The 21257-nt window shown below is 74.9% G+C and carries 16 protein-coding genes and 1 pseudogene; 9 read left to right on the forward strand and 8 right to left on the reverse strand.

All coding sequences use genetic code 11. From position 1 onward, the window contains the following. Nucleotides 1–113: 113 nt before the first annotated feature. Together JE024_RS01410 and JE024_RS01415 are read right to left on the reverse strand one after the other, a co-directional pair. Entirely contained in the window at nt 114–1595 is a 1482-nt protein-coding gene (locus JE024_RS01410) for a cellulose binding domain-containing protein (RefSeq protein WP_205371799.1), read from the reverse strand. A 10-nt stretch (nt 1596–1605) separates the two neighbouring features. After that, nucleotides 1606–3114, reverse strand: coding sequence for a beta-N-acetylhexosaminidase (locus JE024_RS01415; RefSeq protein ID WP_205371800.1), 1509 nt, complete (start codon nt 3112–3114; stop codon nt 1606–1608). Between the two features lie 254 nt (nt 3115–3368). Here JE024_RS01415 and JE024_RS01420 point away from each other — a divergent pair, with 254 nt between their 5' ends. The 6 genes and pseudogenes from JE024_RS01420 (at nt 3369) to JE024_RS01440 (ending at nt 10336) form a co-directional block, all read left to right on the forward strand. Next, a complete protein-coding gene (locus JE024_RS01420; protein WP_205371801.1) occupies nt 3369–4136 on the forward strand; it encodes a GntR family transcriptional regulator in 768 nt (255 codons plus the stop codon). A 35-nt stretch (nt 4137–4171) separates the two neighbouring features. After that, nucleotides 4172–4936, forward strand: a pseudogene (locus tag JE024_RS40815) (GntR family transcriptional regulator); the annotation flags it as partial. Between the two features lie 138 nt (nt 4937–5074). Further along, entirely contained in the window at nt 5075–7057 is a 1983-nt protein-coding gene (locus JE024_RS40820; RefSeq protein ID WP_372449851.1) for an MFS transporter, read from the forward strand. 212 nt (nt 7058–7269) lie between these two features. Beyond that, on the forward strand, nt 7270–7968 hold the full coding sequence (locus tag JE024_RS01430; RefSeq protein ID WP_205376305.1) for a class I SAM-dependent methyltransferase: 699 nt from the start codon (nt 7270–7272) through the stop codon (nt 7966–7968). Further along, complete coding sequence (locus tag JE024_RS01435; protein ID WP_372449751.1) at nt 7965–9095, forward strand: pyridoxal-phosphate dependent enzyme; 1131 nt, start codon at nt 7965–7967, stop codon at nt 9093–9095. The genes JE024_RS01430 and JE024_RS01435 overlap by 4 nt, the downstream gene beginning before the upstream one ends. Further along, nucleotides 9092–10336: an ATP-grasp domain-containing protein gene (locus JE024_RS01440; RefSeq protein ID WP_205371803.1), complete on the forward strand. Its 1245-nt coding sequence runs from the start codon at nt 9092–9094 to the stop codon at nt 10334–10336. Before JE024_RS01435 ends, JE024_RS01440 begins: the two co-directional genes overlap by 4 nt. 91 nt (nt 10337–10427) lie before the next feature. Here JE024_RS01440 and JE024_RS01445 read toward each other — a convergent pair whose 3' ends face one another. After that, complete coding sequence (locus JE024_RS01445) at nt 10428–11084, reverse strand: sigma-70 family RNA polymerase sigma factor (RefSeq protein ID WP_205371804.1); 657 nt, start codon at nt 11082–11084, stop codon at nt 10428–10430. 189 nt (nt 11085–11273) lie between these two features. Continuing rightward, entirely contained in the window at nt 11274–11909 is a 636-nt protein-coding gene (locus JE024_RS01450) for a hypothetical protein (RefSeq protein ID WP_205371805.1), read from the reverse strand. A gap of 189 nt (nt 11910–12098) precedes the next feature. Here JE024_RS01450 and JE024_RS01455 point away from each other — a divergent pair, with 189 nt between their 5' ends. From JE024_RS01455 to JE024_RS01465, 3 genes are all read left to right on the forward strand, one after another. After that, nucleotides 12099–13190 (forward strand): ferric reductase-like transmembrane domain-containing protein, encoded by a 1092-nt coding sequence (locus JE024_RS01455; protein ID WP_205371806.1) that lies wholly within the window; start codon nt 12099–12101, stop codon nt 13188–13190. A 106-nt stretch (nt 13191–13296) separates the two neighbouring features. Continuing rightward, a complete protein-coding gene (locus tag JE024_RS01460; protein WP_205371807.1) occupies nt 13297–14439 on the forward strand; it encodes a Gfo/Idh/MocA family protein in 1143 nt (380 codons plus the stop codon). Next, complete coding sequence (locus JE024_RS01465) at nt 14436–15365, forward strand: DUF6807 domain-containing protein (RefSeq protein ID WP_205371808.1); 930 nt, start codon at nt 14436–14438, stop codon at nt 15363–15365. The genes JE024_RS01460 and JE024_RS01465 overlap by 4 nt, the downstream gene beginning before the upstream one ends. 89 nt (nt 15366–15454) lie before the next feature. On the opposite strand, the gene JE024_RS01470 is transcribed toward JE024_RS01465, so the two are convergent. The 4 genes from JE024_RS01470 to JE024_RS01485 all read right to left on the reverse strand — a co-directional run bounded on the left by JE024_RS01470 (nt 15455) and on the right by JE024_RS01485 (nt 21228). Continuing rightward, nucleotides 15455–18193 (reverse strand): exo-rhamnogalacturonan lyase family protein, encoded by a 2739-nt coding sequence (locus JE024_RS01470; RefSeq protein ID WP_205371809.1) that lies wholly within the window; start codon nt 18191–18193, stop codon nt 15455–15457. 628 nt (nt 18194–18821) lie between these two features. Then, nucleotides 18822–19412 carry a hypothetical protein gene (locus tag JE024_RS01475; RefSeq protein ID WP_205371810.1) on the reverse strand — a complete coding sequence of 197 codons (591 nt, stop codon included), beginning with the start codon at nt 19410–19412 and terminating at the stop codon, nt 18822–18824. A gap of 5 nt (nt 19413–19417) precedes the next feature. Beyond that, complete coding sequence (locus tag JE024_RS01480; RefSeq protein WP_205371811.1) at nt 19418–20278, reverse strand: carbohydrate ABC transporter permease; 861 nt, start codon at nt 20276–20278, stop codon at nt 19418–19420. After that, complete coding sequence (locus JE024_RS01485; protein ID WP_244883110.1) at nt 20275–21228, reverse strand: carbohydrate ABC transporter permease; 954 nt, start codon at nt 21226–21228, stop codon at nt 20275–20277. Before JE024_RS01485 ends, JE024_RS01480 begins: the two co-directional genes overlap by 4 nt. Nucleotides 21229–21257: the final 29 nt, after the last annotated feature.

Genomic DNA, 21257 nt, shown 5'->3' on the forward strand with positions numbered 1-21257 from the left:
GTCCCGTCCCGGGACCGTCTGCGCCGGGGCCGGTCCGGGCCCCGTCGGGTTCACCCGTACCCAGACGGGCGGCCGGGGAGTCCGGCCGCCCGCGGCGGGGCGGGATCAGCGGATCACGGGGCGGGGACGGTGTCCTCGAACGCCGTGCCCGCGGCCCGGTAGGCGGCGACCTTGGCGGCCACCTGGGCGGGGCTGAGGACCTGGTCCTTGACGTGCAGGACGTAGTCGACCTTCTGGTCGTAGGACCGCGGGGTGGTGGACGTCTGGCCGGCGAGGTCGATCAGCCACTGGTTGAAGTTGATGGACATCGGCCGCTCGGGCAGGTACCGGGCGTCGTGGCGGCCGAACTCCTGGCCGTCGACGTAGTAGACGATGGCGGTGTCGTCGATGGTGACGACGAGGTCGTGCCAGCCCGCGTAGCTGGCCCGCACCTCGGAGTGCTGGTTGACGGCCTCCCACGGGTCGGGCCGGTAGGTCTCCCACGAGGTGGTGTAGAGGATGTTGGCGGGCTCCCCCCAGCCGCCGTTGGGCAGGTACTCGAAGTCGTACTCGGCGTAGTCGTCGGCCATGGGGGCCTTGAGGTCGTTGATGGTGAAGAAGGTCTGCACGACGCGGTCGCCGTCCGGCCCGGAGAGCGGGGCGTCGGAGAAGCGGACGCGGGAGGCGTAGGTGCCGTTCCTGAACTTGGTGGCGCGGGTGAGGATCTCGGTCTGCCGGGTGGACTCGGGGGTGCCCGCGGTGGAGGTGCGCAGGTTCATGACCGAGTTGGTGCCCTCCTTGGCGAAGGTCACGTTCTCGGGGGCCCAGGCGGCGCCGGGGACGCCGGGGCCGCCGGAGTTGGACCGGACGCTCCAGCCGTGGGCGCCCACGGCGGGGTCGGTGTGGCCGGTGTAGTCGAAGTCGTCGAAGAGCGCGGCGCCGGTGGGCGGGTCGGTCGGCGGGTCGGTGGGGTCGGGGCCGGGTCCGCCGCCGGAGGGGGCTGTTCCCCAGACCTGGACGCCGCCGACGGTGGCGGTGACCTTGGACCAGTCGGCGTAGCTGGTGCGCTCGGCCGCGAACGAGTAGTCGTCGCTCTGGTTGAGGCCCTGCCAGTCGGTGCGGTGGAAGCGCAGTTGCATGTCGCCGGTGTCGGCGCCGGGGGCGAGGGTCCCGGCGGCCGCGGTGAAGCCGATCTCCAGATAGCGGTCGGCGGTGGCGGTCGGACTCGCGAGGGTGCCGAAGGTGCCGGTGATGCCGGCGCAGCCCCGGACGGCCCAGGAGCAGGCGAACCGGTACGAGGCACCGGACTCGGCCTTGAAGTAGTAGCGCAGCTTGACCTGGCTCAGCGCCACGTTCGAGGTGCCGGTGTTGCGGACCTTGAACCAGGGCTCGGCCTGGTCCGCGCCGGTGGCGCTCTGGCGGTACTGGACGCTGACGGACTCCGACGCGGCGGCGGCCGGGAGCGCGGTGAGCGCGCCCGCGCCGAGACCGGCCACGACGGCGGCGGCGAGCGCGGCCCGCAGCCGTACGCGCCGGGCGGAACGGGGACCGGCGGGCGGTGTGCCGTCGGCGGATGGTGCGGGGAGGGAACCCGTGGGGCGTGTGCGGTCGTTCATGGAGGTCCTTTCATCGGGTGGGGGCGGGTGAAAGGCGGCGCGGCACCCGGAGGGTGTCGAGCCGGGTCCGGTGGTGGTGCAGGCGCCGGCGGAAGCCCGGCCAGTCGCGGCGTCCGGTCCAGGCGGTCTCGGCCAGGGCGCAGAGCCGGGGGAAGGCGAGGTATTCGGCGTGCGCCGCGGTGGGGACGTACTCGGTCCAGAGCTGGCCCTGGGTCCCGAGGACCCGGGCGCTCTCCAGCGGGCCCCAGTGCGCGGGCGCGGGGTCGGTGCCGTGGACGGCGCGCAGGTCGACGACGCCCCCGGGCTGGCCCGGGGGTTCGTCCGGGCCGGCGGACTGGGGGTAGTCGAGGTAGGTGGAGCGGTGCGGGGCCATGACGACGTCGTGTCCCCGGCGGGCGGCGGCGCGGCCGTGGTCGGCGTCGAGCCAGGCCATGACGGTGAAGTACGCGGGCAGGTCGGCCCCGTCGCCGGTCCAGGCGACGGGGGTGCGCCCGGCGTCCAGGACATGGCGGCCGACCCGGTCCATCAGCCAGCCGTGGAGCGCGCCGGGCCCCGGGAGTCCCTCGTCGGCGACCCGGCGCAGCGCGGACGGGGCCGCGTGCCATTCGGTGGTGGGGCACTCGTCGCCGCCGATGTGCACATGCGGCGAGGGGAAGACGTCCATCACCTCGTCGAGGACGGTGCGGCAGAAGCCGAGGGCGTCGTCGTGCACCCCGAGGACGGTGTCGCAGACGCCCCAGCGGTCCCAGACGCCGAGCGCGCGGCCGGGGTGGTTCCCCAGACGGGGGTAGGCGGCGAGCGCGGCGCGGACGTGGCCGGGCATCTCGATCTCGGGGACGACGGTGATGCCGCGCTCGGCGGCGTGCCGTACCAGTGCGGTGAGTTCGGCCGTGGTGTAGGCGCCGCCGTGGGGGTGGCCGCCGACCTCGGTGAGCCGGGGCAGGGCGGGGACGGGCATCCGCCAGCCCTGGTCGTCGGTGAGGTGGAGGTGGAGGACGTTGAGCTTGTGCAGGGCGAGGAGGTCGACGTAGCGGTGCAGGAAGTCCACCGGGCGGAACCTGCGGGCCACGTCGAGCATGGCGCCGCGCCAGGGGAAGCGCGGGGCGTCGGTGATCGCGACGCCGGGCACGGTCCACGGGACTCCGCGCACGGGCTCGTCCGACAGGGCCTCGGGAGGCAGGAGCTGACGCAGGGTCTGGACGGCCGCGGTCAGTCCCCGGGGGCCGCCGGCGGACAGCCGCACTCCGCCCGGGGCGACGGTGAGCCGGTACCCCTCCGCGCCGAGCCGGCGCAGGGCCGGGTCGAGGGCGAGGCGGACGGCGCCGTCGGACCGCTCGGGCAGCGCGAGCCCGGTGGCCGGGGCGAGCAGGGTCCGCAGCAGCCGGGCCGCGTCCTCGGCGCCGGGGGCCGCGGCGAGCGCGGTGTCGGCGTCGAGGGTGAACGAGCCGGGTGCGGGGGCCAGGTGGGCGGGCTGCGGGACGAGGCGGGGCAGGGAGGCGCGCGGGGCGGTGCTCTTCACGGGGACCTCGATGGGCGGTAGGGAGAGCCGAGGAGGGCGGACGCCTCCACCTCACCTGACCAATTGGTCAACTGGTCAGACGCAATGAGCAGAAGGTGGCATAGACCAATGGGGCCGTCAAGCCCTCAAGCCGCCTTTGCTCACCGCCTTTTCGGTGCCCCGTCCGGACCGGATAGGATGAACCACGGCATCTGACCAGTTGACCAGTTCTGCGGTCGGACACAGGTACGGCCTGGCACGAGGGGGCGCCCGGGATGAACGACAGCTCCTCCGGCAGGCTGCTGAAGCGGGAACGGGTGCGCGAGCACCTGCTCGGTCTGATCGAGGTCCGCCGCCCCGGCGACCCGATCCCCTCCGAGCGCACCCTCTGCGCCGAACTCGGCGTCTCCCGGCCCACCCTGCGCGCGGCGGCCGACGAACTGGTGGCGACGGGAGTGCTGGTGCGCGAACACGGACGCGGCATGTTCGTCGCCCCCGACAAGATCACCCAGCGGCTCGCCCCGGACGACGCCGCCTTCACCGTGCCGCGGGCGTCCGGGAGCTGGTCGGGCACCGTGCTGGAGACCGCGCTGCGGCCGGCGGGGGCCCGGATCGGCCGCCGGCTGGAGATGTCCCCGGCCGCCGGGCTGCGCTACATCGCGCGGCTGCGCCTGGTGGACGGCGTCCCGATGGCCATCGAGCACCTGCACATCCCGGCCGGTCTCGTGCCCGCCGCGCTCGCCCCGGCGGAGCTGGAGTCGGGCGAGCTCTACGACCATCTGCGGGACAACCACGGCGTCCGCGTCGAGGAGGCCACCCAGTCGATCGAACCGACCGTGGTCGGCGAGGCCGAGGCGGCGCTGCTCGGGGTGCCGGTGCTCTCCCCCGCCCTGCTGATCGAACGCCTCACCCGCGACTCGGCCGGACGCCCCGTCGAGTACGTCCACTCGATCTACCGGGGCGACCGCTACCGGATCGTCTCCCGGCTGGACTTCACCCGGGACGGCACGGTGACCTCCTCCGCCGAGGGGACTGCATACTGACTGGCGTTCGCACGGGGACACCGGAGGGGCGCGCGATGGAACTCAAGCGGGAGCGGGTCCGGGAGCATCTGCTCACCGTGATCGAGGGCCGCCGCCCGGGTGACGCCATCCCCTCCGAGCGCACCCTCTGCGCCGAACTCGGCGTCTCCCGGCCCACCTTGCGCGCGGCCGTGGACGAACTCGTGGCCACCGGGCTGCTGGTGCGCGAGCACGGACGCGGCATGTTCGTCGCCCCGTCGAAGGTCACCCAGGAACTGGTGTCCGGCGGTGCCGCGTCGACGGCCGCGGCGGGCGGCTGGACGAGCAGGGTCCTGGAGCTGCGGACGGCTCCGGCCGGGGCCCGGATCGGCCGGCGGCTCGACGTCTCCCCCGCCGCCGTGGTGGTGCGGGCGACCCGGCTGCGGCTGACCGGCGGGGCGCCCATCGCCCTGGAGCACCTGCACATCCCCCGGGACCTGGTGCCGGGACTGACGGCCGACGGGCTGGAGGGCGGCTTCCACGCCCTGCTGCGGGAGCGGTACGGCATCCACCCCGCACACGCCGTCCAGTCCATCGAACCGACCGTGCTGAGCAGGGAGGAGGCCGGCCTGCTGGAGGTGCCGGAGCTGTCGCCCGCGCTGCTCTTCGACCGGACCACCACGGACGGGGACGGCCGCCCCGTCGAGTACCTCCGCGCCCTCTACCGGGGCGACCGCTACCGGATCGTCTCCCGGCTCGCCCTCGGCGACGGATCCGCCGACCGCCCGGCCCCCGGGACACCGCCCGCCGGGGCACGGGTCGACGGCACCGCCCGGGGGGGGCGGGGGGCGGCTGACGGGGCGCGCCACCCGTGCGGGCGGGAGCGACTGACGGGGCGCGGGCGCGCCGCCCGTGCGGGCGGGCCCGCCTGGACCGGCCGTCGTGCCGCGCCAAACCCCTCGGCGGCTTTCCCGCGGCCGGTGCCGGTACGCGCCGGACCCCTCGGCGGTTCTCGCGCGTCCGGTGCCGGTGCGCGCCGGACCGCTCGGCGGTTCTCGCACGTCCGGTGCCGGTACGGACCGGACCCCTCGGCGGTTCTCGCACGTCCGGTGCCGGTACGCGCCGGGCCGCCGGCGCGGCCGACACGCGGGCTGTGCGCGGGCTGTGCGAACGCCCGGCGCGCCCCGTGCGGGCGGGCCCGCACGCGGCGGTTCGGGTCGCGCCGGCCCACCGGGCCTGACCGGTGGGGCCCCGGCCATGCCCGGTGGGCATGGCCGCGTGCGCACGGCACACTCCCTCTCGTCCCGTCGCCCACGCCTCCAGGAGCCCCGCCCATGGCATCGCCGCCCTCCGCACGGACCGGCTCCCGACCCGGCGGCGGCGGGGCGGAGGCGCGGCCGCTGCTGCGCGACGCCGCCTTCCTGCGGCTGTGGAGCGGCACCACGGCATCGGGCCTGGCGACCTGGGCACTGCCCTTCGTCCTGGGCCTCGCCGTGCTCGACGACACCCTCACGCCGGGGGTGCTCGGACTGCTGCTGGCCGCCCGCACGGTGGGCTTCCTCGCCGCGGTGGCCGTCGGCGGGGTGCTGGCGGACCGGCACGCCCGGCGCTCCGTCGTGCTGTGGTCCTCGCTCGCCGCGGCGGCCTCGTCGCCCCTGCTCGCCGCCGGGCTCGGACGCTCCGACCTACTCATGGCGTCCGCGGCGGCCTTGGCGGGAGCGGGGCAGGGAGCATGCCGGCCCGCCTTCCAGGCGCTCACCGCGGAGATCGTGGACGCCGGGCGCCGGACCCGTGCGAACGCGGCGCTCACCCTCGCCGTGCGCGGCACCACCCTCGCGGGGCCCGCGGCGACCGCCCTGCTGGCGACCGTCGTCGGCACGGCGGCGCTGCTCCTGGGCATCGGAGCCCTCTGGCTGATCGCGGCGTTCGTCCCGGGACGGCCGAAGACGCGCCCGGCGGACGGGGCGGACGGGGCGGGCGCGGCGGACGGGGCGGGCGCCGACAACGCGGCGGGCCCAGCGGACGCGGCGGGCCCAGCTGGCGCGGCGGACGCTGACGACGCGCAGGACCCCCGGGGCGCGCGGGACCCGCAGCACACCCGGGACCCGCAGGACGCGGGAGGCCCGGCCTCCGCGGGCGGCACCCACCCCGGCGGCCAAGGGGTGCCGGCGCGCCGCACCCGACGGCCGGGCCGGAGCGTCCGTCCCGTCGTGCCGGCCCCGGCGGGCGGCACGCGCCGCGAGGAGGCGACGGCACCTCAGCTCCTGGCGGCACCGGTCGGCGGCGAGCCGTCCCCGGAGCGTGAATCCCCTGCGCGGAGGAGGAGTTCGCTCTGGCGGGAGTTCGGGGAGGGACTGCGGGAGGCGCGGCGGCATCCGTGGTTCATGGCCGGGCTCGGCGCGCTGGCGGCGGTCGCGGCGACCGCCTACTCGGTGACCGCCGTCGTGCTGCCGGTCATCAGCCGCGACCGCTACGGCGGGGAGTTCGTGCTGGCCGCGGCGACGACCGCCTACACGGTCGGCGCGCTCGCCGGGGCCCTGGTGGCGGCCCGGCTGCCCGCCCCCTCCCAGGGCTGGGTCGCGCTGGCGGGCCTGGCGACGTCCGGTCTGGCGCCGCTGAGCCTGGTGCTGCCGCTGCACGCGGGCGTGGTGCTCGCGGCGTACGCGGTCGCCGGGGCGGGCATCGAGCTGTTCAACGTGCCCTGGTTCACGGCGACCCAGCGCGAGATGGCCCCCGACCGGCTGGCGCGGGTGTCGTCGCTCGACTTCCTGGTGTCGTACGGGCTCGCCCCGGTGGGCCTCGCCCTGATCGCCCCCGCCGTGGCGGCGGCCGGTGCCGCCCCGGTGCTCCTGGTCTGCGCCGTCACCTGCTTCGCCGCCCCCGCGGCCGCCGCGTTCGCGACCGGCGCCCGCCATCTTTCGCGCCCCCGCGGGAACTTGTCCGCCGCCGCACCCGACAACTGAAGCGTGGACACAAGGGTGTCCTGGAGCAACGGGAGCACCAGGAGGCGTGTGTGGCGAGCGAAGTCTTGGGCACCCGGCGGCCGTCGGGACCGGCCGTCCGCGGTGAGGACGACGAGCACGACGGCGCCCGCCCCGAGGGCGCCGGCACCGGGCACGGCGCCGACGACGACTGGTACGCGGACGACAGCCTGTGGACCGACTTCGCGCCGGCGATGTTCTCCCCCGCCCGGGGCGAGGCGGTCGGCGAGCTCGTCGACGGCTCGGCGCTGCTGGACCTGCCGCCCGGGTCCCGGATCCTCGATCTGTGCTGCGGACCCGGGCTGTTCGCGGTGCCGCTGGCGCTGAAGGGCCACCGGGTGACGGGCGTGGACCTCTCCCCCTCGATGCTGGAGCGCGCCCGGACCGCCTGCGCCGCAGCGGGGGCGGACGTCCGGCTGGTGCGGGCCGACATGCTGACGTTCACCGAACCCGAGTCCTACGACGTGGTGCTCAACGTGTTCACCTCGTTCGGCTACTTCGCCGACCCGGCCGACAACCTCGCGGTGCTGCGCAACGCGCTGCGCAGCCTGGTGCCCGGCGGGCGGCTGATCGTGGACGTCATGGGCAAGGAGGTGCTGGCCGGCTGGATCGGGCGGCCGCAGGCCGTCGACCTGCCCGACGGGTCGTACGTCGTGCAGCGCGACACCGTCCTCGACAGCTGGCGGCGGCTGCGCACCGACTGGACGCTGGTGCGCGGCGACCGGGCGCGGACCGCCTCGATCCTGTCCCACCTCTACAGCGCCGCGGAACTGCACGGCCTCTTCGCCGAGGCCGGCTTCACGGAGGTGGAGTGCTTCGGCGACTTCGACGGGGGTCCCTACGACCAGACGTCGCGCCGTCTGGTCGTCACCGGCGTCCGGAGGGCGCTGTGACGGCGCCCGGCGGCCGCGCGCCGCTGCGGACGCCCGTAGCCGTGCCCGTGCCCGTACCCGTGCCGGTGCACGACCACATCACCGACGCGCTGAAGGACCCGGCGTTCGTGCGCCTCGGCGAGGGCGTGGTGCTCGCCCGCTTCGAGACGATGAAGGTGTACGCCGCCCTCGGCGCGGTGCGCGAACTCCTGGCCTCCGGCCGGATCTCCCCCGGGCACACCCTGGTGGACAGCTCCAGCGGCATCTACGCGCTCGCCCTGGCCATGGCCTGCCACCGCCACGGGCTGCGCTGCCACATCGTCGCGTCGACCACGGTGGACGCCGCGATGCGCGCCCAACTGGAGGTGCTGGGGGCCACGGTCGACCAGATGCCGCCCTCGCAGAGTCTGCGGCTGGACCAGGAGCGGCGGGTCCGGCATGTGCGGCGGCTGCTCGCCGAGCGGCCCGGCCTGCACTGGATGCGCCAGTACCACGACCGGGTCCACCACGCGGGGTACCGCGAGCTGGCCCGGCTCGCCGCCGCCGCGCTCCCCGGACGCGAGATCACCGTGGTCGGCGCGGTGGGCACCGGTGCGTCCACCGGCGGGCTCACCCAGGCGCTGACCGACGAGGGGCGGCGGGTGCGGCTGGTGGGCATCCAGCCGTTCGGCAGTGTCACGTTCGCGGGCGAACGGTTCAGCGACCCGGACGCGATCATCGCGGGGATCGGCAGCTCCATCCCGTTCGGCAACGTGCGCCACGAGCTGTACGACACCCTGCACTGGCTCGACTTCCGGCACGCCATGGCGGGCGCGGTGGGCCTGCTGCGCGAACACGCCGTCTTCGCCGGCCTGTCGACGGGCGCCGCGCACCTGGTCGCGGCGTGGGAGGCGGCCCGGCACCCGGGGCGGACGCATCTGGTGCTCGGCGCGGACACCGGGCACCGCTACACCGAGCGGGTGTTCGCCCGGCACGCGGAGGCCGACGACCCCCGCACCCTGCGGCCGGTACGGGCGGCCGGCCCGGCCGAGGTACGGCCCCCGTGGTCGGTCATGGAGTGGGCCGGCCGGCCCGCGCCGGAGAGCGCGCGGCTGCGCGAGGACCCGCCGCCGGTGGCGGCGCCCGCGGTGGGAGGAAGGACCGTATGACGATCGCCTCGCTGGAGTCCCTGTCGTTCGGGCTGGGCCGGACCGCGGAGGCGGCGGCCGCCGCCGGGCACCGGCTCTGCCTGCTGACCGCCGACCGCTCCGTCTATCTGCACGAACTGTCCGTGCTGCCCGCCGGGGCGGTGACCGTCGTCGACGTCGACACCTTCGACCGGGACGCCGTCCGGCGCGCGCTGGGGGCCCTGCCCGGTCTCGCGGGCCTGATCAACACGACCGACACCTGGAGCCTGCCGGCCGCCGAAGTGGCGGCGGAGTTCGGCCTGCCGGGCCCGGACCCGGCCGCCGTGCGCGTCCTGCGGGACAAGGCGGAGGTCCGCCGCCGGCTGCACGCGGCGGGTCTGAGCGCGGGCGCCGCCCTGCCGGTGGCCGCCGATCCGTCGGCCGCGGGCGAGGTGGTCCGGCGGATCGGGCTGCCCGCGGTCGTCAAGGACCGCTCGGGCACCTCCTCGCGGGACGTGTGGATCACCCCCGACAAGGACGCGCTGCGCCGGGCGCTCGCCGAGGCGGGTGAACGCGGCCTGGACGGACGGCTGTTCGCCGAGCCGTACCTCGCCGGTCCGCTGTACAGCGCCGAGACGCTCGGCTTCGGCGGCGAGACCCGGCTGCTGGGCGTGTTCAGCCGCCAGACCTCCCGGCGGCCGGCCGTGCGCGAGGAGGCGGCGGCGTTCCCCGTGGCCCTCGGCGCGGAGTTGACGGCCGAGGTCGCCGGCTGGGTGGGGCGGGTGCTCGCGGCGGCCGGCCACACCGACGGCTTCGCCCATGTCGAGTTCGTCCTCACCGCCCAGGGGCCCGAACTCGTCGAGATCAACCGCAGGATCGGCGGCGCGCTGGTCGGCGAGGCGCTCTGCCGCGCGCTCGGGACCAATGTGTACGAGGCGCTGGTCGCCACCACCCTCGGCCGCCGGCCGGCGCTGCTCGACGGCCTCCGGGCGGACGGCGCGGCCGGGTACGACGGGGACGCCGTCGCCTTCGTCCTCGTCTACGCGGACCGTCCGGGGACGCTCACCGGCTGGGACGGCCTGGACGGGCTGGCGGCGTTCCCCGGCGCGGTGCGCTGGTACCCGACCCGGGAGCCGGGCGCCGTCCTGGCGCACACCGGTGACCAGCGGGGCTGCACGGGCATGGTGTGGGCCGAGGGGCCGACGGCCGAACTCGCCATGCACCGCGCGTGGAGCGCGGCCGTCACGGTCCGCCCGCTGATGCGCGACGCCCCCGCCGGCTGACACCGGCCCGGCGGGACGGGCCGACCGGCGCTGCGCCCCCGCCGGCCGGGCGGGACGGGCGGCCCGCCGCACCGGCGGGCCGCCCTCGGCGTCAGCGCAGGACCTGCCCGAGCAGGGGGTCCCCGGGGAGCACCGCGTCGTCGGTCCAGGCCGTCACCAGATCGCGCCGGGCACGGGCCACCCGGGAGCGGACGGTGCCCACCGGGCAGCCGGCGGCCCGTGCCGCCTCCGCGTACGACAGACCCACCACCTGGGTGAGGACGAACGCCTCGCGGCGCCCGGACTCCATGGTGCGCAGGGTGTCGTAGACGGCGATCGACTCCTCGAAGCCCGGCAGATGACGGGGCTGCGCCCGGTCCGCCGCCGCCTGCCAGTCGGCGGTGTCGGCGATCAGCGGCCGGGCGGCGGCGGCACGGTAGCGGTCGACGGCCACCCGGCGGGCGATGGCGAGCAGCCAGGTGCGGGCGCAGGAGCGGCCGGCGAATCCGGCCAGTCCCGACAGGGCCCGCAGATAGGTCTCCTGGGCCAGGTCGTCGGCGCCGGGGACGTCGGACGTGAGGTGCGCGAGGAACCTCCGCACGTCGTCGTAGGTCGCCCTGACGAAGCGTTCCGCGGCGTCCTGGTCGCCGCGCGCGGCCTGGAGCGCCCAGGCGGTGATATCGATGTCACGAGAGGTGCTGCGGTAGGGGCTGCGGTGCCGCGGCTCGGTGAGCACGCGGCGCTGCGCCGGCAAGCGGGCAAGCGTCATCGCGGGAAGTCCTTCGGGTCGTGACGGGGCCCGCGGCATGCCGCGCACCGGGCGGGCGGTGCTCGCGGCCCCGTCTCCCTGACCCCGGCCGCCGCGCGGTCCTGCGCACGGCGGAGCCCGGGCGGACCTCGTCGGCAGGAGGCACGCACACGGCGGGGGGGGAGGGCAGGGCGGTCGGGTGACGTCCGTTCAGGCGGGGCACGGCGGGCCGCGGCGGGGCACCCAGCGCAGCACGAGCAGGGCCCGGGGCAGCACCGGGCGGGGCGCGTCGACGAGCGGGGTGACCGTCTCCGGGACGGTCCAGCCGCGCACGGCGTGCACGACGACGCGCAGGCGCGAGGAGACGAACAGCGAGAGGGAGCGCACCAGTCCGTCGGCGGCGACCTCGCCGCGCCACAGCCACCATCCGCAGAGCAGTCCGGCCAGCAGATGGACGGCGGTCATCATGACGGAGGCGGCCGGCACCATGCCCTCGTGGGCGGTGTGCAGGGACGGGTCCTCCGCGCCGGGCGGCAGGACGGGCAGCGGGGCGTGGTGGTGGCCGCCCGCGGGTGCGCCGCCGTTCCGGGGGCAGGGGTGGGCGGCGGCGAACAGGGCGTGCAGGGCGAGCTGGCCGAGGGTGCTGGCGCCGAGCGCCACCGGGGCGCGCCGGGGCAGGAGCCACAGCAGCCAGCCGCCGGCGCCGGTCAGGAGGAAGGCGAGGCACAGGGTGTAGGGGGGCAGGGGGCAGCGCGAGGAGAGGGCGTGTCCCAGGCCGGACACCACGACGCACACGGCCGCGAACACCGCCGCGTGCGTGAGGCGGAGTGCTGATCCGGCTCCCATGAGCGTCATCGTGCCAGCGCCGACGCTTGAGCAATACTCTAGTGAACGATGCGTCAGATGTGATTCAGGCCATAGTGCGGGACCGGGAACCCGATGCCCCCTCCATCCGACTACTGGTGCAGTGCGGGCACCTGACGTCCGCACCCCGCAGCCGCGGCCACGGCCCGCACCGCTGGAGGATCCCCGCTGATGGAACCGACCCGCGAGCCCGCCCAGTCCCCCTCCGCGCCCGTACCGGAGCGCGTCGTCGCCCCGCGTTCCGGGCGCGAGGGGCCGACCGTCACCGACCCCGCGGCAGCCGCCGCGCCCGCCCCCCGGTCCGCCGCCGACGGGCCGGGCAGATCCCGTACCGACCCGGGCCCACCCGGCGCCGGCCGGCCGGGGCCCGGCCGGATCACCCTGCGCTCCGACCTCCGGGCGTCCCTGCCGGACGGGCTGCTCGCCCTGCTCGTCACCGCCGTCGTGTTCGTCGTCATCTTCGTCCGCATCGAGGCGAAGACCTCCTCGACGCTGACCGTCATGCCGTTCATGGAGGACACCGGGGCGTTCTGGGTGTACTTCCTCAGCCAGGCGTTCGGCTGGTCCGCGCTGCTCTGGGCGTGGGGCACGGTCGTGCTCGGGCTGCTGCTCTCGGGGCCCAGGCCGGGCTGGATACGGCTGTCGGGGCCGTCGCTGGAGCGCCTGCACCGCACCACCAGCCTCAACACGATCGCCCTGATCTTCGCGCACGCGCTGCTGTTCGCGGTGGAGCTGATCCGCCACGACAAGAGCGCCTGGTACGCGCGCGCCTGGACGGCGTTCGTGGAGTCGTTCGTACCGGGCGGCTACGACTCCGGCACCGGCGCGACGGCCATCCCGATCGGGCAGGCCGCGCTCTATCTGGCGATCCCGCTCGGCCTCCTCTTCTATGTGCGCCACCGCTTCGGGCCGAAGACCTGGCGGATCCTGCACCGTTTCGTGATCGTGGTGTACGTGCTGAGCGTCTGGCACACCCTGCTCTACGGCACGAACGTCTGGTACGACGGCTGGTTCCGGAACACCGTGTGGCTGCTCCAGCTCCCGATCGCGGCGCTGTTCCTGGTGCGGCTGATGAAGCCCGCCAGGCGCTCCGAGCGGCTGGGCGCCCCGGCCGGGTCGCCGGCGCTCTGGTCGCTGCGGGCGACGGGCCGGGTGGCGGCGGCGCTCGTGCTGATCGCGCTGGTCACGGTCATGGTCACCGGCCGGGACGGCGGACGCACCGTCCCCCCCGCCGACACCTCGTCCTCGCACAACCACGACTGAGACCGGCCGTGAACCGGCCGCGCCCGGGGAGGGTTGTCGCGGCCGGGGGTGCCCCGTAGGGTGACAGCAAGCGCTTTCTAAGCACTTCAGCACGAGGAGCACTGCCATGTCACCCCAACCCGCCCGGCTGCGGGCCGCCGTCGTCGGCACCGGAGCCATCGCCCGGGGCTCCCATCTGCCCGCCCTGGCCGAGCACGCGGACGAGGTCGGCCTCGTCGCCGCCGTCGACGTGAACCCGGCGATGCTCGACGACTTCCGTGCCGCAGCGGGCACGGACGTCAAGGGCTACACCCGGCTCGACGAGATGCTCGCCGACGCCCGCCCCGACCTGGTGCTCCTCGGCTCGCCGCCGGCCTTCCACCGCGAGCAGACCGTCCAGGCCCTGAACGCCGGCGCCTGGGTGCTGTGCGAGAAGCCCCTGTGCCTGTCGCTCGCCGAGTACGACGCCATCGCCGCGGCCGAGGCCCCCGGCGGGGCCGCGGGCCCGTACGCCTCCGTCGTCTTCCAGCACCGCTACGGCTCCGGCGCCGCCCACGCGCGCGAGCTGCTGACCACCGGAGCGCTGGGCAGGCCGCTGGTCGCCCACTGCCAGACCACCTGGTACCGGGACGCCGCCTACTACTCCGTGCCCTGGCGCGGACGCTGGGCCACCGAGGGCGGCGGGCCGTCCATGGGACACGGCATCCACCAGATGGACCTGATGCTGCATCTGCTCGGCGACTGGACGGAGATCCGGGCCATGGCCGGCCGGCTCGTCCACGACGTGGAGAGCGAGGACGTCTCCACCGCGCTGGTCCGCTTCGCCGACGGCACCATGGCCACGGTCGTCAACAGCGTCGTCTCGCCGCAGGAGGTCAGCCGGATCCGCGTCGACTGCGCCGACGCCACCGTCGAGCTGACCCATCTGTACGGCCACAGCAACGACGACTGGGTCTACACCCCGGCCCCGCACGCCGCCGGGGACGCGGCACGCGTCCGCTCCTGGCGCACGCCCGCCGCGAACCGGCCGAGCTCGCACGGCGCCCAGCTCGGTGAGGTCCTCGCGGCCATGCGCGCCGGCACCCGGCCGCCCGGCAGCGGCGCGGACGCCCGCAGGACGGTCGAGTTCGTGGCCGCGCTCTACAAGTCGGCCTTCACCGGCCGCCCGGTGCACGCCGGGGAGATCGTCCCCGGCGACCCGTACTACCCGGCCATGCACGGCGGCGACCCCGCGTGGGCCCCGGCGGGCGCAGCGGGGGCGGGGGCATGAGCGCGCCCGTCACCGTCACGCACACCCACGGCGAGCGGATCGTGGTCGCGGCCGCCGGGGTGGAGCTGCTGACCTACGTGTACCGGCCGGACCCCGAGGCGTTCGAGTCGGCCAAGCCCTACGTCCATCCGCTGCGCACCCTGTCCGGCCGCACGGTGACGGGCTACCGGCCGAGCGACCACCGCTGGCACAAGGGCCTCCAGATGACCGCCAGCCATCTGTCCGGGCAGAACTTCTGGGGCGGCAACTCCTACGTCCACGGCACGGGTTACCTGCCGCTCCCCGAGCGGATCGGCCGGATGCGGCACGACCGGTTCGAACCGCTCTCCCCCGGCGGCGGCCGGGTGACCCTGGACGAGCACCTGACGTGGATCGAGAACGGCGGCCGCGAGTGGGCCCGTGAGCGGCGCACGCTGACGGTGCACTCGGTGGACACCGGCGCCGGCACCTGGGCGCTGGACTGGACGATCGCGCTGACCAACGTCCACGACGAGCCGCTGAGGTTCGGCTCGCCGACCACGGCGGGCCGCCCGGGCGCCGGATACACCGGGCTGCACTGGCGGGGACCGCGCGACCTGACCGGCGGCGACGTGCTGGGACCGGACGGGACCGGCGGCGCGGGCGAGCAGGGCGCGGCGGCCCTGATGGGCACCCCGGGGCGGTGGCTGGCCTTCACCGGCGTCCACGACGAGGTGGACACCCGCAGCACCCTGGTGTTCGCCCACGCGCCCGAGAACGCCGCCGCCGACCACCCGTCCCACTGGTTCGTGCGCTCCGAGCCCGTCCCGACGGTCGCCTTCTCCTGGGCCTTCCACGAGGAGTTCGCGCTGCCGCCCGGCGAGGGCTTCGCCTACCGCTACCGGATCGTGGTCGCCGACGGCGCCCTGGACCGGGAGGCCGTCGAGGGGCATCTGAAGGACTGGTGACCCGTGCCGCGCGGCGGCACACGACGACGCCCGGGCCGCGGGCGGGAGAACTCCCGCCCGCGGCCCGGGCGTTCACGGGCGGCGGGCCGTCACGGCATCCGGTCGCCCAGCAGCGCCAGGTTCTCGATGGCCGCCAGGCCGTACAGGGCGGTGTCGTTGGTGTACACCCAGTCGGCCTCGCTGCCCGGCACCAGGGTGACCGGGCCGCCGACCTCCTCGGTGGCCCACGGGGCGGACTCGCGGTAGCCGTCGCTGTTGTAGAACTTCTCCCAGGCCCGCCGGGCGAGCTTCTCGTCCCCGGTCTGGACGGCCGCGTACGCGTCGAGACGCGAGTGGCCCTGGAAGAGGATCAGCGAACCGAAGTTCGCCCCGTACCGTGCGGCCTGTTCCGCCTTCGTGGCGTTGAAGTACCGGCAGTAGTCGAGGTACGCCTCCTTGAAGCGCGGCATGTCGACGAGGTCGATCAGCTCCGCGCACAGCTCGTTCAGCCCGAAGACGGCCGAGAGATGGGAGACGGAGACCTTGGGCTCGGTCTCCACCGCGAACCGGCCCGTGTCGAGGTCGTAGAGCCCGCTGCCCTGCACGAAGCCGTTGGGCTGTGCCGCGATCGTCTCCATGGTGGACAGCACCCGCGCCTTCGCCCGCTCCGCCTTCGGGCCGCCGCGCTCCCACTCGGTGAGCCAGGCGGAGACCAGTCCGCTCCAGTCGGTGCCGAAACCGACGGACAGCGCGTGGCGGTCGGGCGTGTACGGCTCGGTGCGGATCTTGCGGATCGGGTCCAGGGCGAGGAAGGTCTCGTCGGAGTCCACGTTGGCGTGCATCAGGTCGCCGGTGCGCTCGTCGGCGGTGAGGAAGTAGTAGAAGCGCCGGTAGGTCGTGTTGGCGATGCGCTGCTGCTTGGCGCTGTCGGCGTAGTGCTGGACGCCGTGCCGGGTGCCGAGGCCCGCCCAGGTGCCGAGGTGGTAGACGTCGACCTCGCCGGTGTGGCGGGTCATCGCCTCGGCGAAGCGGAAGATGTCGGCGCGGCCCGAGCGCAGATAGGCGTACCAGAGCCAGAGGTCGGGCGAGAGCTCGGAGTTGTCCCAGGCGTAGCCGCCGACGTCGTAGCGCCACTGGTGCCGCGCCGGGTCGTAGCTGTGCATGATGTCGCCGTAGTCCCAGAAGCCGTACCAGCGGCGCATGTCGACCTGGTCGCGGTAGTACGTGAACAGGAAGTCGAGGTGGTCCTCGATCTTCGCCTTGGCCGGGGTGGAGCGGTCGGGCTCGGAGAAGAGTCCGCCGAAGACCTTGGCGGCGACCATGTGCGAGGGCGGCGCGGCGAGCTGCGGGGGCGTGCGCACCGCGGCCGTCTCCTTCGCCAGGTGCGCGGCGTCGGGGGTGCTGTCGTGGGCCCAGAAGAGGAGTTCGCTGGTGCGGGCGATGCCGTAGGGGGTGCCGAAGCCGGGCTCGTAGTCCTCGTAGGTGATGTTGAGGCCTTCGAGCTGCTCGGCATAGGTGTCCTGGCCCAGGCCGTCGTGGTAGAAGCGCAGGTCCATGGGCTGGGCCTCGGGAGACCAGAGCCACAGGGTGACCTCGGCCCGGTCGGTGTGCGCGTCGCGGATGTCGAGGCCGGCGGGGTGCTTCTCCCAGAAGTCGCGCAGCCCGAAGGAGAGTCCGCCGCTCGCGCCGCCGACGTAGCCGAAGCCGGAGGCGCGGCGCCCGCCGCCCGCGGCGATCCAGCCGTGCCCCTTCTTGGTGCGCTTCCTGACGGTGAAGCCGTCGGCGGACAACTGGCTGAGGGTGTAGTCGCCCCACTCCGGGATCAGGTGCAGACGGGTGGTGACGCGCTGGTCCCAGGTCGCGGGATCGGGCAGCTTGCGGCCGTCGAACTGCGCGGCCTGGACGGCGGCACCCGGGTCGCGGCGCAGCCCGGTGACGCCCTTGACGGCCTCGCGGAGCAGGCCGGTGCCGTCGCCGCCGATGCGGATGTGCCGGTCGTAGGAGGCGTCGCGCATCGGCACGGTGAAGCGCACGCCGAGCCCCCTGATGAAGTCGCCGCTCGCCTTGCCCGGTTCCTGTGTGCCGTCGTAGGTGACGGTGTGGACCATGCGGAACGACTCGGAGCCGGCGTAGAAGTAGAGCCGGACGGAGAAGGGCATCCAGCTGCGGTTGCCGCGGCGGTGCCTGCCGTCGATGCGGACCACCGCGCGGACGGGGCCGTCCTGTTCGACCTCGGTCGCGAGAACGGTGCTCTCGAAGCGCTCGTACGACTCCTTGCCCTGATCGCCGTCCTCGATCTCGCCCTGCCGCAGCAGCACGAGGCGCCCGTTCGAGGCGATCTCCCGCCCGCCCCGGGTGACGGACTTGACGAGGCTCGACCCGCTGCGGCCGAGCCGGGCGACGATGACGCCGGTGTCCACGGTGACGGTGCCGCCGTCACGGCCGACCGTGATCCGGCGCGCAGGCGCGGCGGGTTCACCGGCGGTGAGGGTGAAGGTGTCCGCCGTGGTCTCGGGGCCGACCGCGTGGGCGGACCACTTCAGGGAGCCGTCCGGCCACTGCGCGAGGGGCCAGGACTGCACCGGCACCTGCTTGCCGTCCGCCGTGCTCAGCGCGAACTTCTGGTTCCCGGGGTACGCGCCCTTGGGCCACGGCACGCCGAGCGTCGTCCCCGGCGCGGCGCCGAGCCCGCCGGACTCCAGCCAGCCGAGCGTGACCGCCTCGGGCCGGCCGGCCTCGGCCGCCGGTGCCGCCTGCGCGGTGCTGCCGCCGAGCGCCCAGCTGAACTGAGCGGCCGCTCCGGCGGCCGTGGCGGCCGAGAGCAGGGACCTGCGGGAAATCGGTGACATGTCGACTCCTTCGGTGAATGGTTCCTCGTGGGCGGCGGATCGGGTGGAGCGTTCAGGGGGCCCGGGGCGGTGAGGGCCCGGAGCGGTGACGGCCCTGGGACTGGCACCGTCGGGGGGCCGGGGCGGGGCATGGGGTGCCGGGGCGGGGGCGGGGCACGGATCGTCGGCCCGGGGCGGGCTCCGGGGGCGGGGGTGGGTCGGCCGGGCCCGGGATGCCGGGCTGTGCGGGTGACGGCCCTGCGGGCTCGGGGGCGCGGCGACTCGGCGGCCTGCCGGGCGGGGTGCTGCCTGACGGCCGCCGCGTGCGGTGGCGGGGTGCCGCCGGGTGGGGTGCGGGCTCGGCGGGGTGCCGCCGGGTGGGGTGAGGGCTCGGCCGGGTGCCGCCGGGCGGTGAGGGCTCGGTGGGGCTGCCGGGCGGCGGGGTCCCGGCCCGGCAGGGGCGGAGTGCGGAGACAGGGGGTTTCGGGGGCGTGTGCGCCTCGCGGGCACGGCACGGTGCCGCCCTACGAACCCGGCGCAGCCACGCGGGTGGTGCGCCGGGCGCGGGCGCACGGTCCGCCGCGCGTCGCATGACCCGCGCGCCGCGTGCGCCGGCCGCCCGCGGTGGCACACCGCGGGCGGGCGGGGTTCAGCGGGCGGCGCAGCGGGACTCGACGGCGATGGCCGCCGCGGCCACCGCGCCCGTCACCGGGACCGCGAGGGGCGCGACCGCCCACGCCGATCCGGCGACGACCGCGAAGCCGCCGACGAGCAGCAGCGATCCGGCCGGGTCGCGGACGGTGCGGCGGGCGGCGGCGCCCAGCAGCTCGCGCCAGCGGGCGCCCGGGTGCCAGACGGCCGCGGCCCGCAGCACGGTCACGGCCCCGCCGATGAACGCGAGGATGCCGACCGCGCCGACGAACGGACCACCCGGCAGCCCGGCGGCCACCGCCGAGAGGTTCAGCCAGAGCAGCCACACGGCGGCGAGCCCGCCGGCCCCCACGAGCGCACCGCCGGGCGCCGCCGCGCGGACGTCGGAGACGAAGTGCCGCCAGCCGCCCGTCTCGTGGTTCAGGTGGCGGCGCAGATGGCGGGCCCCCGCCGCGAAGGCGGCGGGCGCGGTGACCACGGGCAGCGCGGCCAGTGTGATCCACACACCGGTCAGCAGGCACTCGGCGAAGACGCCGAAACCGGTGGCGAGACGGGACGGCGGTCGCACCGCCGCTGTGCGGACGGCCATGGCGGTCAGCCCTTCAGTCCGGAGGTGGCCATACCGTCGATCAGATACCGCTGGAAGGCGAGGAAGAACGCCAGCACCGGCAGCAGCGCGACGAGCGACATGGCGATCATGCCGCCGTAGTCGGCGACGGCGTCCTGGTCGATGAACATCTTCAGACCCAGCGAGACGGTGTACTTCTCGGGCTCGTTCAGATAGATCAGCGGGCCCATGAAGTCGTTCCACGCGTTGATGAACGTGAAGATCGCGCTGGTGATCAGCGCCGGCCTGCACAGCGGCAGCACGATGGACCAGTAGATCCGCAGGTGTCCGCAGCCGTCTAGCCGGGCCGCCTCGTCCAGTTCGCGCGGCAGGTTGCGCATGAACTGGAGGATGAGGAAGACGAAGAACGCGTCGGTGGCGAGGTACTTGCCGATCAGCAGCGGCACATAGGTGTTGATCAGTTCCAGCTTCTGGAACAGCACGTACTGCGGGATCAGCAGCACGTGGTACGGCAGCAGCAGCGTGCCGATCATCAGCGCGAACATCACGTTGCGGCCGGGGAAGTCGATCTTGGCGAAGGCGTACGCCGCCAGCGAGCTCGACACCAGCACACCGACGACCGAACCGACGGCCAGGAAGGTGGAGTTGACGAAGAACGTCGAGATCGGGATGTCCGCGATGCCCTCGGTCAGCCGGCGGTAGTTGTCGGCGATCGGCTGCGTCGGCAGCAGGTCCAGACTGCCCACGATGTCGTCGCTCGGCTTGAGCGAGCCGCCGATCACCCACACCACGGGGTAGAGCACGACGGCGAGCAGGGCGAGCGCCCCGGCGTGCCAGAACAGGGATCCCGAGCTGCGCCGGGCGCGGTTGGTGAGTGTGCCGCTCATCGGGCCGCCTCCTCGTAGTGCACCCAGCGCCGCTGGGACCAGAACAGCACGGCGGTGACCAGACCGACCGCGATCAGCAGCATCCAGGCCATGGCGGACGCGAAGCCCATCCGGCTGTTCTCGAAGCCTTGCTGGTACAGGTAACAGGTGTAGACGAGGGTGGCGTCGGCCGGTCCGCAGGTGCTGTTGCTGACCACGTACGCCGAGCCGAAGATCTGGAACGAGTGGATCGTCTCCAGCAGGACGTTGAAGAACATCACCGGCGAGATCATCGGCAGCGTGATGTTCCAGAAGCGCCGCCAGGGGCCGGCCCCGTCGACCTCCGCCGCCTCGTACAGCTCGCGCGGCACCTGCTTGAGGCCCGCGAGGAAGATGACCATCGGCGCGCCGAACTGCCAGACGGTCAGCGCCACCAGGGAGTACAGCACCCAGGTGGGGTCGCCGATCCAGCCGCCGACGTCCATCCCGAAGAGGGACTGGGTGCGGTCGACGACGGCGTCGTCGGAGAACAGGGCGCGCCACACGATGGCGACGGAGACACTGGCGCCGACGAGGGAGGGGGCGTAGAAGGCCGCCCGGTAGAAGCCCTGTCCGCGCCGGCTCTGCGCCAGCAGCATGGCGACGCCGAGGGCGAGGAGCAGCTTGATCGGCGTGCCGATGACGACGTACTTCGCGGTGACCTCGACGGAGGTCCGCCAGCGCGGGTCGTCGAGCATCTCGGTGAAGTTGTCGAGGCCGATCCACTTCGGGGAGTCGAAGAGGTTGTACTCGGTGAAGGCGAAGTACAGGGAGGCGGCCATCGGGCCCGCGGTCAGCAGGAGGAAGCCTGCTATCCAGGGCGACATGAAGAGGTAGCCGATCAGACCGTCCCGCTTCGGCCGGAGCCGTCCGGCGGGGCGGGGCGCGGGGCCGGGGGCGTCGCCGTCGGGGGACGTCCCGGCCTGCCGCACGGATTCCTGGAGATGTGTCACGGGTGGAG

This window comes from Streptomyces zhihengii, assembly GCF_016919245.1.
In the GTDB taxonomy this organism is placed as follows: domain Bacteria; phylum Actinomycetota; class Actinomycetes; order Streptomycetales; family Streptomycetaceae; genus Streptomyces; species Streptomyces zhihengii.